The sequence below is a fragment of the Echinicola sp. 20G genome (genome assembly GCF_015533855.1).
In the GTDB taxonomy this organism is placed as follows: Bacteria; Bacteroidota; Bacteroidia; order Cytophagales; family Cyclobacteriaceae; genus Echinicola.
Window position 1 is genome coordinate 454,744 of record NZ_AP024154.1, and the last position, 15,127, is coordinate 469,870.

The window sequence follows — 15,127 nt, forward strand, 5'->3', positions numbered from 1 at the left end:
AAAATTGGCTGCTTGAAGTCGTTGTAAAATTTTACCCAAGCAGCCAATACAATCTCCAATTAATTAGTATCCATTGTTCTGCGTAAGTTCAGCATCCTTGTTCAAATCGATTTCTGTTTGGGGAATCGGCATCAATAGGTGATTTCCATTCAAACCAGTGGTGGTCTCTAATGCTCCTCCGGCCAATGGTGTGGTACCTGTCAACCTGGTGGCTCTATCCACCAAAGTACCCGTTCTCACCAAAGTCTTTCTCCTGTTTTCCTCAGCCAACAATTCTCTTGCCCTTTCATCCAAGATAAAATCCAAGTCTATATCCGAAGCACTTACCGTGCTGGCATTTGCGCGATCCCTTAGGACATTGATATCTGCTGCAGCGCCATCCAAGTTTCCTTGTTTCATCCTGGCTTCAGCTCTAAGCAGGTATGTCTCTCCTAGTCGCATGAGGATGAAATCCTTCCACATTCCCCAACCAAAATTATCCCTTTCATCGTATTGCCCCCATTTTAAAGTATATGGTACATATTTATAAATGGTATCGGCAGCGAAAATTTTCACAGTCGAGCCATCACCTAAAGTGAATTCGGCATCCACTCCGTAAGGAACTTCTTGACCTCTGATGGCATCATATCTTGCCTCAGGGTTATTAAAATACAGGGTTCTTTTCAAGTTGTACTTCGAATTCCTCATATCTGTTTCCTCGTACAGGTCATACACCACCCAATTGTTCAGTCTGATTCTGGCAATCCCCCTTCCACCTGTAGTATCGGATGGATGCATTCCAGGCAAATCATGATAAGAAGCTACCCACACTCTACGTTGTTGCGGAGCTCCGGAGCTACCTCCAGTTACATCTGTTGGGTTTTCCGCTTCCAAGACCCAAATTCCTTCGGTATTTCCCTGACTTCTTCTTTGATTCCCAAACAGGAACATGTCAGAAAAAGCATCTCCAGGGTCATTGGCCCTGACACCATACCTACCGTTCACCAAACTCAATCTACCCCCATCAATTATGGCTGTGCATTGGGCCTCAGCTGCTGCATTCTCTCCTCTTCTGAGGTAAACCTCCGCCAATAGCTGTCTGGCCATTTCTTTGTTGGCACGGCCATCTTCAGATGCTTCACCAATATTTGGCAAGAACTCAACTGCTTCCAAAAGGTCTTCCAATATCACATTGTCTACCTCAGCCACTGAAGTTCGAACAAAATCTGTTTTTGGTGCAGCCAATGGTTCTGTCAATAAAGGAACATCTCCAAAGTGCGTAACCAAGTTATGATAGGCCAATGCCCGGAAGAATTTTCCTTCTGCCCTGAAAACAGCCATTTCCTCTGATGTTACTCCAGCCACCGCTTCACCAGAAGTACTCTGGATCAACACATTGGCATTATTGATCAACCTATAATAAGCCCCCCAAATTTTCCTTGCGGCATTGTCGGTGGAATTCAATATCGCATAATCAAAATAAGGCCTAGCATCTCCATTGGAGCGGCCTGCTGGAGCCCATGCAATATCTGTCCCCAATTGCCATACACCCCGAATGGTTTGATCATCAGTGGTGGTAAACATCGTGCCGTATTGGTAGTGTAAGCCAATCACTGCTGCCTCAAAACCCAATCTGTCAGTCAATACCTCCGGTGCATAGCTGTCCAACACCTCTTCATCCAGAAAGTCTTCGCTACAACCGGACAAAACGCCCACCAAACATAGGGCACTGAAGAATAGTTTGATATGTTTTTTCATTGGAATATTCATTTTACTGGTTATTAAAGGGTTAAATTAAGACCAACGGAAAACGTCCTGACCAAAGGGTAGTTATTTTCCCAACCGCTTGAACCACGCGACACCTGGGTATTCTCAGGATCCCAACCAAACCAGTTGGTAAAGGTGTGTAAGTTCCTTCCCGCGGCATACAAGGTCAAACCTCCAATATTATAGCGCTCCAAAAAGGTTTGAGGCACCACATAACTTAATCTCACATCCTTGATCCTCACATAGCTGTAGTCTTCCGCAAATTGGAAACCTCTGTACCTGTTATAGGCTGCAAGGGATGGCCAATAATTGCTTGGGTTTTCTGGTGTCCAATATCCATAATCTGCTGGAAGGTTTCTTCTCCAAGCCTCATCTGCATAAGTCAAGTCCCTGTTACTTTTCAAGCCACCTTGTGATGTCTGTATAAAAACACTCAAATTCCAGTTTTTATAGCGGAAGGTATTGGTCAAACCACCGATCCATTTAGGGTCTCTTTGCCCAACGATCACTCGGTCTTCGGCCGTAATCTGTCCGTCACCATTTTGATCCACAAATTTGAGGTCACCAGGTTGAGCTACTGGGTCTACGGAAGAAGGATCCTCTCCCTCTTGCCAAATACCAGCCTTTTCATAATCATAGATTACCCTTAAAGGCTGCCCAATAAACCACTGGTTTCCGATATCATCCCTTCCATCTCCATATAGGTCCACGATTTCATTTTTGTAAGTGGAAAAGTTCAGAGAAGTCTCCCAACTGAAATCTGCATTTTCAATGTTGACTGTGTTTAAGGTCAGCTCAAAGCCTTTGTTTTGCATTTCTCCAAGGTTTGCCCATACACTGTTGTATCCAGTAATGGTCGGCAAGTTTCTTCTTAAAAGGATGTCCTCAGTTTTGGTGTGGTATAGCTCTACCGTACCGCGAATTCTATTTTGTAAGAATCCAAAGTCCAAGGCCAAGTTGGCAGAAGTGGTAGTCTCCCAAGTCAAGTCAGCATTTCCCAGTGAATTATAAAGCACACCAACTTGGGCTGCTCCCCCAAAAGGCTGTAATACTGTATTGGCTGTAGAAACTGTTTGATTAGGAGCAATCGCTTGGTTTCCGGATTGACCATAAGAAAACCTTAGCTTGAGCTCTCCAAGTCCCGGATGATTCTGCATGAAATCTTCATTGTGGATATTCCAACCCAAAGCCATGGAAGGAAAGAGTCCGTATTTGCTGGTATTGGAACCAAAGGCAGAGTAACCATCTCTCCTCGCCGTCACTGTAACCAAATATCGGCTATCATAGGAATAGTTAACCCTTCCCATTTGTGAAAGCAAAGAATAGTTATTGGCATCTGACCAAGTGGACTGTGTAGTACCTGCTTCCATGCCATTATAGGAAAGTGCGTCATTGATGAATCCCCTAGATTGTCCACTAGAGTAAAAATAATCTACACTCTGAGCACTGTACAATGCCGTAACATCAAAATGGTGCTCTTCAATGTCTTTTGAATAGGAAAGGATGTTTTCAATTACCCAATTGGCGCGTTCTGTGTTGGAAACATTGGCTGTTCCGTTCAAATCATTGAATTCCCTACCGGTATATCCTGCAAATCGATCAAAGTTATACACATAAGTTGCACTAAATCGATACTTAAGCCCTTCTACAAAGCCAGGTGTAATATCAGCATATCCAGAACCAGAAAGTGTTCTTCTTCTGTCCAAGCGATCCGTAGTCAAGCCCAATAATGGATTTTTGAATAATTGTTCTGGATTCATAGGAAAAGTAATGTATTCTCCATTTTCGTCGTAAGGCACAGTATAAGGGCTCATTGCAGTAGCCTCTAACCAGTTCACCCGACCCCCATCATAATTGTTGTCTGTAAAGAAGGAAGAGGTTCCTACTTTTAACCAATCCGTAATGGCCGCATCTATATTTGTTCTGAAGTTGGTTCTTGCGTATTGGTAACCTTTCACCACTCCTTTTTGCTTTAAGTGGCTACCAGAGACATAATACTGGATTTTCTCAGTTCCACCAGAAATACTCAAATTGTGCTCGGAAATCCTTCCCGGCTGTGTAGCTTCATCCAGCCAATCGGTAGTGATCCCTGCTTCATAGTTTTCCACTTCAGAAGCATTGGGAAGCACATTGGTCTGTGGTTGGTTATTGGCAATTAGATAATCTTCGTATTTCTGTACATATGCATCTGGGCTCATTGGGTCAAGGACATGAGCCATTCCTTCAAACCCCACATAACCACTGTAATTGATCTTCGGAGTACCATCTGTTTGGCTTCCTCTTTTGGTAGTCACCAAGATCACCCCATTGGCGCCACGCGTTCCGTAAATGGCCACTGCAGAGGCATCCTTCAAAATCTCAATGGATTCAATGTCATTGGCATTTAAATCATTGATGGTTCCAAAATAGGGCGATCCATCCACCACAATAAATGGACTGGTATTGGCATTGATGGAATTTACCCCTCTAATCTGTAATCCCCCTGTGCTCCCTGGTACAGAAGAGCCCTGACTTACATTAAGCCCGGCTGTTGTACCCTGAATTGCCTGGGTAAGGTTGGTTACAGGAAGGTTGGTTAATCGCTCTTTAGGTACCGAAGCTACGGATCCTGTAATATCTGATCGCTTCTGAGTACCATATCCCACTACAACCACCTCTTCCAGTTGCCCCACATCCTCACTAAGAGTAATGTTAAGTGTTGATGCATTTCCTACTGTTACTTCTTTACTGCTGTAACCAATAAAAGAAACATTAAGAACCGGTGTATCGGTGGTAAGTGTCAACGTGAACGTTCCTTCTAGGTCTGTTGCTGTACCATTGGAAGTTCCCTTCTCTAATATCGTCGCCCCAGGGATGGGCTCTTGGGTAGACTCATCAACGACGACACCGGTGATGGTCTTGCTCCCTGTCTGAGCGAACAGAGAGGAAAAGAAAAGACAGGAAATCATAAAAAGCCCTGTCGCTCTTAATACAAAGTGCTTCATAGTTTTAAAGGTTATATTGTTAATTTTTTTATTTGGGTAAATCATCAGGACCACTCTAGCGTCCAGCACTGAATTCTATTTAAAAAAATCACCATTGGACTTTTTCTTCCTTCAAATTCACAATGGGAATATGGCTATTTAAAACAATTAATGTAAGTTTAACACTTATTTAACGGTAATCTTAACGGTTAAACAAGTACCTCGAATGGCCTAATAAGGGCATTATGAAGATCAATACAGGAAAAACCAATAACCTGAAATGGACAACGCAAAAAAACTCGAAGTAATCGAACATATTATTAAAAGTAAAACATTTAGTAGATCGCCATCGAGTTGTGTGCTGCTAAAGTTTCTCGCAGAAGCCACTTTTGCCGGAAGAGACCTGAAGGAAACCACGATAGGCATGGAGCTGTATGGAAAGTCTTATGAAGATGAGAAAAGTGCCGCGCACATCAGGGTGAATGTCTACCACCTACGGAAAAAACTGGAGAAATATTATCAAGAGGAGGGTGAAAATGATGAATGGAAAATTCAAATTAAAAAAGGCCAATACCAGGTCAATTTCATCAAAAACAGGGAAGATGAAAAAGCTACCCATTTGACACAGATCGGTATTGCCTCTGCAGCTTTGGTATTGATTTTAGCGATCATTTTTTGGTTGTCTGGTCGAAAGGAACAGGTTCCCTTATGGCAGATATATTTTGAAAGCAATAAGGAAACCACCCTTTATATCGGAGATTTTTTTGGGCTTATGGGAATCACGGTTACTGGCGAGTTTGGCTGGAACCGTGACTATAACATCAACAACTTGGAAGACTATTACCGATTTTTGGAGGATAACCCCGATAAAAAAGGCTTGGTCAATCCAGCCAACTACCCCTACGTTACAGGAATGGCCGCCACGGGTACAATGAATATTTCCCGCTTATTTCACCGACAGGACAAAGACTTTCAGATTCGCTTCAGCTCCCAAACTTCTATCAAGGACATCACTGAATCCAATTCTATTTATATCGGCCCCATAAAAAACGGAAATCTCTTTATTGACTTCTTTAATGATGCCAACCCCAAAATTTCCATAAATAGGGGGATGTTGGACTTTAAAGATCCTGAACATGGAATCGATACCTTGATAAACCTCAGCGTGGATGATGGAACCATCTATGAACATGCGGTGGTGTCCAGGTACAAAGGCCCCAATGATACAGAGCAGTTTGTATTCTTTTCGGACCATGACATTGGTGTGAAAGCCACCACCGAAAAGTTTACGGACATGGAGTGGCTTAATCAAAACTTTCAGGAGCTTGTGCGGGACTCGGAATATTTTACAGCGATCTTTTTGGTGAAAGGTAAGGAGCGCACCAGCATGGAGTTGGAGTTGTTGCTCTGGGATGTCTTAGAGGAAAATTAAGGAACATAGGGACCGATTACGCGCAAAGAATCTCCTGTCAGGTCTACCTCAAACAGATGGGGGATGCGGATATAGCTTCCATTTTCTTCTCGGTGGCTATGGGCTGACATCAAGCTTTTTCCGTCGAATGTTTCGAAAAGCATACCATGGCCAAAATTGGGAGGGGTGATGGGCTTTGCTTCCTGTACCCAAGGACCATCCAAGGTACCACTTTCTGAATAAGCCACCCCTTGGGTATACACGTCGAACACCCAACTGGTCCAGATCATGCCCAAACGGCCACTTTCTGTCCTGAATAAATACGGGCCATCCGTGACTTGGTTTGGTATTACCTTTCCCTCTACTTCCCTTTTGCTCCATGGAGAATCACTGGCCAAAAATAAGAGGTCACTTTCTCCTATGGCCCCACTCAAATCATCCTTCAAAAGGATCTTTTCCATGGTTCCATCACCAGTCTGCAGCCATTCATGACAGAAAACCATGTAGGGTTTATCATTGGCATCCACCCAAAAGGTGCCATCCAATGTCGCCCAATTAGCAGGCAAATAATCCTCATCACTTACAGGGAGATAAGGACCATCCGGTTGATCACTAACTAAAATATGGGTGGCTCGACGGGGAACCTTGGTTCCTGCTACCGTATCGATGATGATATCATTATTGGTAAAAGTGGCAAAATCATAATATTTACCCTTGTATTGGTGCAACTCTGCTGCCCAAATGGCCGGCCTTTCTCCCATCCAGGAATTTTCATCCACATCCACTACCCAATACGGGCCGCTCCACTTTTTCAGGTCTTTGCTTTTCCATAGCCAACCTCCTGTTCCTGTCATATAGTACATTTGAGAAACTTCATCAGCCAAAATACAGGGATCACTCAGCCTGATCGAATCCAAAGGAATGTCATGCTTCACCTTTCGCTGCCCCATTACCCCATTGAAAAAAGCACTCATCATTATGATACAGGTCAATATTCCAATTCTCTTATGCATGGCTTTGTCTTTATATTTTGGTACAACTTAGGTTTAATCAATAACAGAAACTCCTGCAGAGGTCATCACAATACCCTTTATGGTTCCATCAGGGCGATATTCCAATTTATCGATACAAACCGACCTGCTATAACTACTTCCATCACGCTGCATTCCCCCATTATGGTAAATGAAGTACCACTGATCCTTAAACTCCACAATGGACTGGTGATTGGTATTGCTGTTACCCGCTATTTCGTTAAGGATGCCTTTGTATTCGTAAGGTCCTTCTATTTGATCCGCCATGGCATAGGCAATTTTCTCTGGAAAACCCGAAGCATAAGTCAGGTAATATTTGCCATCTTTTTTATGAATCCAAGGGGCTTCCTCAAAGACAAAACCATCAAAATCCACCTGCTTAATTTCTCCCTCGATCTCAATCATATTGTCCTTAAGTTTGGCATAATAACACTCTCCATTGCCCCAAAAAATCCATGACTGCCCATCATCGTTCGTAAAAATGGCCGGATCAATACATGCCCAAGAATGGTCCGAAGCAAAACAGTCTTCATTCGTCAGCAAGGGTTTTCCTAAAGCATCCGTAAAAGGCCCTGCGGGATGATCACTGACAGCCACCCCTATCCCTGTCCAGTTGGTGCTGATATACCAATAATACTTTCCATTCCGTTCTGCCACATGCCCTGCGTAAGCATCACCACTTTTTGCCCATGTAAAATCTTCAATCTTAAGGGGAGTTGGATGTTCAGTCCAATTTAGCATGTCTGTGGTAGAAAAGACACACCAATCTTTCATCTTATAGCCCTTTTGGCCACCTTCAAAATCATGGCCAGTATACAGCCACATTGTTCCCTCCTCCACTATGGCTGCTGGATCAGCCGTAAATTTATGGGTGATAATAGGGTTGCCTTCGGACCTAAAGCGGAAAAGCGAATCCTGGCTTTGTGCCAGTAATGAACTACCAAACAGTAGCAATAGTATCAGGGTAGTAAGTCGGCTAATAATAGCTTGTTTCATAGGTTTGGATTAGGTTGTTTAATTCTATTGTCTAATATTCTGTTAGCTTCATGATTATAACGTGGGCAATCTGTCGACATCCTATTGAGACTGCTAATCAATCACTTGAGCTGAAAACTCAACTTTATCCCGCACCGGGGCGCAGCCCTCGCTACAACCTCGTTTCAAAGACTCAACATTTCGCACAACAAGACAAAGAACAGGTTTCTTCGACGAAGTCTAGCGTCTTCTGTCTATTGTCTAAAGTCTCAATACTCAACACATATACCCCCTACTTCAACAATCCTTCCGGTACCCCTCCCCATTTTTCCTGAAGCATTTGGGCTTCAGCTCTGGTAATGCTGATGACACTTCCATGTCTTGGGTTAAAATCTTTGGTAAAGGAGCCGGTTGTATCCGAAAAATGGACCAAGTCTTTGCTGCGTTGATATTCATAGCGCTGATTAGCGTAGAGGTCATACATGAGAAAATACTCCTCTTTTCCGTTTAGTTTAAAGACAGAAGACCCCTCCACAAGGGTAGGCTTTCCGGCATAGATGTCCAAATACTTGAAATCCTCCTTCCAAGGACCATGCAGGGATTTACTGGTAGCCTGTTGGATCCCATTTTCAAACTCATTCCCGTTTTGATCTTTGGTATTGCCTTTATAAAACAAATGATATCCCCCATCTTTCTCGACAATATCTCCATCAATCGCGCCATATTTAGCGCTGAACATTAAGGTTGGAGCGCTCTCAAACCCCGTGAAGTCCTCATTGGCATAAGCACTGTAAAAGTCCAGCTTTTCGTCCGTGTGGAAACGAACCGTAAAATAGACCAAGTACTTACCTTCCTCCGAATCATAAATGGTCTGGGGAGCCCAAACCCACTTCACTTCTGGGAATTCTTCTGGATATGTCTTCTCCAAATCTATCCATGCAGCATTCCAATCTAAGAGGTTATCAGATTTCATCAAAACAATGCCGGGATTGCTGTCCCAACCGTTTTTCTTTGTAAACATATCCGTGGCCACTATGTAAAAGCTCTCGTCATTTGTTCCTCTTAAAATATGTGGATCACGAATTCCTCCTGACTGTGATATTTTTGCGGACGCTATAATGGGGTCATTGTGATTTAATGCTTTCCAGTGAATCGCATCCTTGCTTACGGCAAACCTGAGTTGCTCTTGCTTTTCTGCAGGACCTGTCCCTTCGAAGTAGGCAAATAAATATCCATCAAAGTGCTCTGAGTTTTTTGAACAAGAAGACAATACGCTCAAAAGAATCACCAGTAATACCGCAAAAGTAGCATTAACCTTTAAATACATTTTTGAATATTTGCTATTTAAAATTCATTTCCAACCCCCAGTGATTGGCCAGGTTTTGTGCCTCGGATTGGGTCAAGTGAACCACAGCACCATGCTTGGGAGATGAAAAATTAGAGGCTTTCATTTTCCCTTCATTAAAGTGCCCTAGGTCTTCAAAGTGTTTAAAATCACTGGTCTCTCTAAAACCAAAATTATGTGGATGAATCCCGTAGATATCGTACATCAAAACCCATTTCTCTTCTCCTATGCGCTTCCAAACATTGGGGGCCTCACTAGCCTCAGGTTCTGAATCGTACCAAAGGGAATCATACTTATAATCTTGGTTAATTTTACTAGAGACAGCTTGCTTAATACCGGGCATGCCATCATGAGGGGTATAGAACATATGGTATTGCTCTCCTACTTTGGTAATATCTGCATCGATATAGCTGACCTCTTTGGGATATTGAAAAATCAGCTTTGGCTCAGTCAACAACTTATCATAGGCATCATTGACATAACTGTAATACATTTTATTAAGGCCATTTTTCCAACGCATGGTATAATAAAGCATCAATTTTCCTTTTGATTCATCAAAAGTCGTTTCTGGAGCCCAGGCACAACCAAGGGAATCATAACCTTCAAACTCATCCGATAGAATCACATTGGCTTTTGACCAGTGGATCAGATCACTGGATTTCATCAGGACAAAACCTCTATTATTACCCCAACCAAACTCTTCCCCTGGGCGTTGCCACTCAGTTTTCCTGAGTCCATCCCTTTGGGCGAATATATGCAGGTCTGTCATGGCCAAATAAAAAATTCCATCAGGCCCCCTGTAAATATGTGGATCACGGATGCCCTTTTGTTCCGCTATGGTATCACCAGCGATGACGGCCTTCCCCTGATTGATATCCGTAAAAGTATAACCATCTGGACTTAGGGCCATATGAAGGCTGTGGTCACTGTCTTTAAAGTAAACCATTAAATAAGCACTGAATGCTTGATCACTTGAAACATCAGGCATGAATGATGAAAGACCTTTTTGGTCATCCTCTTTAGAAATTTTGGATTGGCACTGAAAAAGTAAAAGCGAGAAAAGGACAAGCCAGAGCGACATTCGTTTCATGATGGCTGTATTAGGGGTTTAGTGTTTAATTAATTGTCAATTTAACACTTTAAAGTAAAATATTCGCTTTCTTGGAATGAATTGTTCTTAAATTAAAGTTATTCCAATGGCTATACTGTACTGTTCTTTGCTTTATGACCTTGAAGGCAGTATTTTGGACGCCCAACATTACTCTTATTAAACATGAAAAAAAACAGTTTGCTTTTTGCGTTTTTCTTTATTGGCTTACTACAGGCCATGGCCCAAACTGATGATATTTATCTATTCTCCTATTTTATGGGCAATGGAGAAGATGGCCTACATCTCGCCTACAGTCAGGACGGCTTAAACTGGAAAGCCCTCAATGACAACAAAAGTGTACTTAGCCCAACCGCAGGAGGAGATAAATTGATGAGGGATCCTTGTATCATTCGAGGAGGGGATGGTAAATTCCATATGGTGTGGACGGTGAGTTGGAATGAAAAAGGGCTTGGCTATGCCTCTTCCGAAAACTTGGTCGATTGGTCCGCGCAGCAGTTTATACCTGTCATGGAACATGAAGAAGGCGCCAGAAATACTTGGGCACCGGAAATTATCTATGATGATAAGAAAAAACAATACATGATTTTCTGGTCCACTACCATCACAGGTCTTTATCCTGAAACACAAGACAGCTTGGAAAACGCCTACAATCACCGCATGTATTATACTACCACCAAGGATTTCAAGAAGTTTAGCAAAACAAAGCTGTTTTACGAACCGGGCTTTAATGTCATAGACGGTACCATTATTCAACATGAGGGCAATTACATCATGTTCGTCAAAGATGAAACCCGGACTCCTCCAGCAAAAAACATCCGTGTCGCAAAGAGCAAAACACTAACAAAAGGATATCCTGTTGCGGGCCAACCCATTTCCGGTGATTATTGGGCAGAAGGTCCTACTCCACTTATGGTAGACGGCCGCTGTATTGTCTATTTTGATAAATACAGAGACCATAAAATGGGTGCGATAGCTTCTTCAGACTTTGAAAATTGGGAAGATATTTCCGACACCATCCATTTTCCTGAGGGCACCCGTCATGGAACCGCTTTTAAAATTACTGTTGAAGAATTTGAAGCCCTCAAAAAATCTCTTGAGCACTAAATCAAATTGTCTAACCCTCAAGTTAACAGAAAGCGGCCTTTGACATACTCAAAGGTCGCTTTCTGTTTTCAGAGGTATTCGAAAGTATAGTTGATCACTTACCTCTCTTAAAACCTAATTTTTTCGTTTTAAAACTTACTATTTAGTTTAATTGAAATGTTACGAAATCGATTCCGTAAGTTTTTAAAACCAAGCGCTTGACATAAAGCATATTATTATTGATTTTACGACAATAGCAAAATCAAAATAACCAATAATAACCTTTAAGCAACCTTTAATTTCGATAAGTAACCGCTATTCGAAATTATAGACTTAGCAATTCATTGACTGATAGCTATTATTTTAATAACAATTAACTCTAAACCCTAAAATTATGACAACAAAACTACTGAAGACATTCAGTCTGTGTATGTGCTTGTTAGTTATTCATTGGGCCTCTTGGGCTCAATCGGTAAAAGTAACAGGACAAATCACAGAAGAAAGCGGCGACCCCATCCCGGGAGCAACGGTACTTTTAAAAGGAAGTACGATAGGTACCTCTGCAGACATCGACGGAAACTATGAAATCGAGGTTCCGAACGAAGGTGTACTGGTTTTTTCATTTATTGGATATGCAAGTCAAGAAATATCCATTGCCAATCAATCTACCATTAATGTCACCTTAGTTTCAGACATTTCCGATCTTGAGGAGGTAGTCGTAATTGGATACGGTACCGCCACCAAAAGAGATATCACTGGAGCAGTGTCGTCTGTCAACACCTCCAAATTAGAGAATGAGAACCCCAACTCCGTCCAGGATGTCCTGAGAGGAAACGTAGCTGGTCTTAACGTCGGATTGAGTACGTCAGCAAAGGGAGGTGGTAGCCTAGAAGTGAGAGGAAGGACTTCCTTAAATGCTGGGACAAGCCCATTATTGGTTTTGGATGGTGCCATCTATTATGGTCAGCTTTCGGATATCAACCCCAATGACATCGAGACCATTGAAGTACTAAAAGATGCTAGCTCCGCAGCAGTTTTTGGAGCAAAAGCTGCCAATGGAGTAATTATGATTAATACGAAAAAAGGAAAAAAAGGAAGACCGCGTATCTCCATCAACTCAAATGTTGGTTTGGCAACCGTGGGGGCAATGGAACAGGTATATGGCCCTGATGCATTTATCAGCTGGAGGGAAGATGTATTTAAAAGTATCAATGCTGGTGGCTATGAGCCTTACCAATTCTCTGACCCTAGAACCTTGCCTTCAGACATTTCCTTGGAAACATGGATGAGTTATGATGGGTCCGACGGCGATCCGGTTACAGTGTGGCTACAGCGCCTGAATATGCAGCCTGAGGAAATCAAAAATTACAAAGCGGGCCAATCAATTGACTGGTATGACAGGATATTCCAAAATGGTTTTAGACAGGATCATACAGTAAGCCTTAGTGGTAGAACAGACGATGTTCAGTATTATTGGTCTTTGGGCTATCTAAATAATGAGGGGATCATCATCGGAGATGAATTTGAGACCATCAGGAGTAGATTCAATATCCAAGGTAAGATCAACAAGTTTTTAACGGTTGGAATGAATACCCAATTTGCCAATAGGGACGAGGGCTCCGTAGCTGTTGATTGGACCAATTTACAAAAACTATCCCCATGGGGATCAGAATACAATGAAGATGGTACCTTAAAGTACAGACCCAATGATGAACCAAGTGGAGGAATCAACCCCCAATATGACCGATCATTCATCGATAGACAGCAAAAAGAGTTCACCCTAAACTCTACCATTTTTGCATCTGTTGATCTTCCTTTTGGTTTTAACTTTAGAACTAACTTCACGCCTAGGTTTACTTTCTACGAGAGGTTTAATCATGAATCAGCAGCTCATTTCGAGTGGTCTCAAAGAGGTGGAAATGCTTCCAGACAAAACAGTAGAACCTATTATTGGCAAATAGATAATATCCTGACATGGAAAAAGAATTTCAACAATGTCCATGACTTTAATTTGACCTTACTTGCCAATGCAGAAAAATTCCAAAGTTGGGACAATACAATGGAAAATAATGGTTTTGAACCACATGATAGATTGGGCTACCATAATATGGGGGCAGGGATCAACCCCATTATTTCCAGCAACGACCAATACTCAACAGGGGATGCCTTAATGGGAAGGTTACTTTACTCCTTTAAGGATAAATACTCAACGACACTATCTGTTAGAAGGGATGGCTACTCTGCTTTTGGACAAAGTAACCCTCGCGCCACCTTCTATTCCATTGCGGGAGCTTGGTTATTTTCAGATGAATCCTTCGTGGACTTGGACTGGCTGGATTTTGGAAAACTAAGGGTTTCTTGGGGAAGTAATGGCAATAGGGATATAGGTCGTTACGCTGCCCTATCCGATTTGAATACTGGTAAATATTTTTACCAAAGACCAAACGGAGAGCTATATTTTGTAAATCAGCTATATGTAAACACGATGAGCAACCCTAACCTGAAATGGGAAAGAACCAATTCCTTTAATGTTGGGCTTGACTTTTCATTTTTTAAAGGAGTCCTAGACGGAACACTCGAAATGTATAAAATGTCGACCAGAGACTTGCTAGTGGAAAGAAGCTTACCGGATATCCTTGGGTTCAACTTTGTATATGACAATTTGGGCCAAGTAGACAATAAAGGATTTGAACTCTCTCTTAACTCCAACAATATTAGAAAGCCAAACTTCACTTGGAGAACGGGAGTGAATTTCCAACTAAATAGGAATAAAATTGTCAGCTTATATGGAGACCTGGACGAAGAAGGCAATGAATTGGACGACATAGAAAATCAGTGGTTTATTGGTGAAGCCATTGACAGAATCTGGGGGATCAAAGCGGATGGCATCTATCAAGTAGAAGACAAGGATGAAGCTGCCGAATACGGAGTTTACCCAGGAGATTTCAGGTTAGTTGATGTCAATCAGGATGGTCTTTACACCATAGATGATAGGCAGTTTTTAGGATACACAGAGCCAAGATTCAGGTGGAGTATGCGAAATGAATTCAAAATCTATAAAAACTTTGATGTTTCCTTTATGCTTTATTCCTACTGGGGGCATGATGGTTCTTTCAATGAACTGAAAAACAGACAAGGGTTCCTTGATAGAACCAACTCTTACATTACACCATACTGGACAGAAGAAAACCCAAATAATGAATGGGCCAGACTTTACTCCAGTGATGGCAGTGCAAGCTTTTCTTTATACAGGAAAAAATCCTTTATCCGTCTAGAAAACATTTCTGTTGCATACACTTTACCGAAGGTAATGACAGAAAAAGCAAAGATTGAAAACCTAAGAATCTATTGTAATGTGAGAAATGTAGGACATTATGCTCCACAATGGGATTGGTTTGATCCAGAAAACAGTGGGCCTACACCAAGGTATTTCACACTTGGAATTGACCTCACATTGTAATT

General features: G+C 42.1%; 9 protein-coding genes. 3 read left to right on the top strand and 6 right to left on the bottom strand.

What is annotated here, in order from left to right:
• Positions 1–63: 63 nt before the first annotated feature.
• Both JL001_RS02180 and JL001_RS02185 read right to left on the bottom strand, forming a co-directional pair.
• Positions 64–1,737 (bottom strand): RagB/SusD family nutrient uptake outer membrane protein, encoded by a 1,674-nt coding sequence (locus JL001_RS02180; RefSeq protein WP_236252678.1) that lies wholly within the window; start codon positions 1,735–1,737, stop codon positions 64–66.
• Between the two features lie 23 nt (positions 1,738–1,760).
• Positions 1,761–4,730 carry a TonB-dependent receptor gene (locus JL001_RS02185; RefSeq protein ID WP_200974486.1) on the bottom strand — a complete coding sequence of 990 codons (2,970 nt, stop codon included), beginning with the start codon at positions 4,728–4,730 and terminating at the stop codon, positions 1,761–1,763.
• 259 nt (positions 4,731–4,989) lie between these two features.
• Here JL001_RS02185 and JL001_RS02190 point away from each other — a divergent pair, with 259 nt between their 5' ends.
• The gene (locus tag JL001_RS02190) at positions 4,990–6,141 is read left to right on the top strand and encodes a helix-turn-helix domain-containing protein (RefSeq protein ID WP_200974487.1); all 1,152 of its coding nucleotides are present in this window, start codon (positions 4,990–4,992) and stop codon (positions 6,139–6,141) included.
• On the opposite strand, the gene JL001_RS02195 is transcribed toward JL001_RS02190, so the two are convergent.
• From JL001_RS02195 to JL001_RS02210, 4 genes are all read right to left on the bottom strand, one after another.
• Complete coding sequence (locus tag JL001_RS02195; RefSeq protein WP_200974488.1) at positions 6,138–7,133, bottom strand: glycoside hydrolase family 43 protein; 996 nt, start codon at positions 7,131–7,133, stop codon at positions 6,138–6,140. The genes JL001_RS02190 and JL001_RS02195 overlap by 4 nt on opposite strands.
• A 33-nt stretch (positions 7,134–7,166) precedes the next feature.
• A complete protein-coding gene (locus JL001_RS02200; protein ID WP_200974489.1) occupies positions 7,167–8,147 on the bottom strand; it encodes a glycoside hydrolase family 43 protein in 981 nt (326 codons plus the stop codon).
• 271 nt (positions 8,148–8,418) lie between these two features.
• Positions 8,419–9,453: a glycoside hydrolase family 43 protein gene (locus tag JL001_RS02205; RefSeq protein WP_200974490.1), complete on the bottom strand. Its 1,035-nt coding sequence runs from the start codon at positions 9,451–9,453 to the stop codon at positions 8,419–8,421.
• Between the two features lie 13 nt (positions 9,454–9,466).
• The gene (locus JL001_RS02210) at positions 9,467–10,561 is read right to left on the bottom strand and encodes a glycoside hydrolase family 43 protein (protein ID WP_200974491.1); all 1,095 of its coding nucleotides are present in this window, start codon (positions 10,559–10,561) and stop codon (positions 9,467–9,469) included.
• Between the two features lie 183 nt (positions 10,562–10,744).
• On the opposite strand from JL001_RS02210, the gene JL001_RS02215 reads away from it, so the two are divergent.
• Together JL001_RS02215 and JL001_RS02220 are read left to right on the top strand one after the other, a co-directional pair.
• Positions 10,745–11,686 carry a glycoside hydrolase family 43 protein gene (locus JL001_RS02215; RefSeq protein WP_200974492.1) on the top strand — a complete coding sequence of 314 codons (942 nt, stop codon included), beginning with the start codon at positions 10,745–10,747 and terminating at the stop codon, positions 11,684–11,686.
• A 373-nt stretch (positions 11,687–12,059) separates the two neighbouring features.
• A complete protein-coding gene (locus JL001_RS02220; protein WP_236252679.1) occupies positions 12,060–15,125 on the top strand; it encodes a TonB-dependent receptor in 3,066 nt (1,021 codons plus the stop codon).
• Positions 15,126–15,127: the final 2 nt, after the last annotated feature.